The sequence below is a fragment of the Thermotalea metallivorans genome, assembly GCF_001562415.1.
Classification (GTDB): Bacteria; Bacillota; Clostridia; order Peptostreptococcales; family Thermotaleaceae; genus Thermotalea; species Thermotalea metallivorans.
In genome coordinates this window covers 1-932 of sequence record NZ_LOEE01000038.1, presented here as the reverse complement: position 1 = coordinate 932, position 932 = coordinate 1, and the positions used below count along the sequence as shown (strand labels likewise).

Genomic DNA, 932 nt, shown 5'->3' with positions numbered 1-932 from the left:
AACTCAAATCTTTTTAAAAAAGCCATTGTTCGGTTTTTACCAATGGTTAGCTTTGCTGTACCCTTTTTAGAAAAATCAATTTTTTAAAAAAATTTGAATTTAACTATTGACTTTTATTAGCTGGTCTTGATAAAGAAAAAATAAATAAAACCACTTATTAAGATTAGTAAAAGAATATTTTCAAAAATACTTATCCCTCCATTTCTTTTTTATTATGTAAGCAAATAATATAGTGTTGCAATATTTATGAAAGGTGCCAAGGCAATAGTTGAAGTGAAGGTTGCTTTTTTTGCTATCATAAGCCCTATACAAAGTATTGATGCAAATATGAAGGTATAGGCAATTACTAAGATAGTAGGATACAATCCCAATATCATTCCCAATGAAGCAAATAATTTAATGTCGCCCCCACCTATGCCCCCTTTGGTAATTAAAGCTAAAAATAAAAAAATACCTCCAGCAACAAATCCCGCTAGAAAGTAGTTTAGGCCATGCTTGATATTCAGCAATATATTTATAAAACCGATAAGGGCCACCAATATATTTAATTTATTCGGGATGATTTTTTGTTTCATGTCTATGAAGCTAATCTGGATCAGCAAAAGGATCAATAAAAAATAAATAAAAAATTTATCCTGAAATCCATATTTATCATACAACAATATCTGAAAGAATAATGTAAAAAAAAGCAAGACATAATCTATAGTCTTTTCGTTGGAAAACCCGTTTTCTTTCATGTATTTCTTTAATAAAAAAAATAATAGTGTTCCTGCCCCAATTATGAAAAGATAAACCAAATTTTTATCCTCCCTCTATAATCTAACGAATTCTCTTAATTGCTTGCTTTTTCTTAGAATTTCACATTTCTCAAAACTTGCCACATGGATATAATGCTCATTTATGTATAAAACTGGATGGGCAAGGGTGACCTG

Annotated in this window: 1 protein-coding gene; it reads right to left on the bottom strand. The window is 29.3% G+C overall.

Annotation, left to right across the window (positions count from 1 at the left end):
* Positions 1 to 212: 212 nt before the first annotated feature.
* Entirely contained in the window at positions 213 to 737 is a 525-nt protein-coding gene (locus tag AN619_RS16150) for a prepilin peptidase (RefSeq protein ID WP_278279885.1), read from the bottom strand.
* Positions 738 to 932 lie beyond the last annotated feature (195 nt).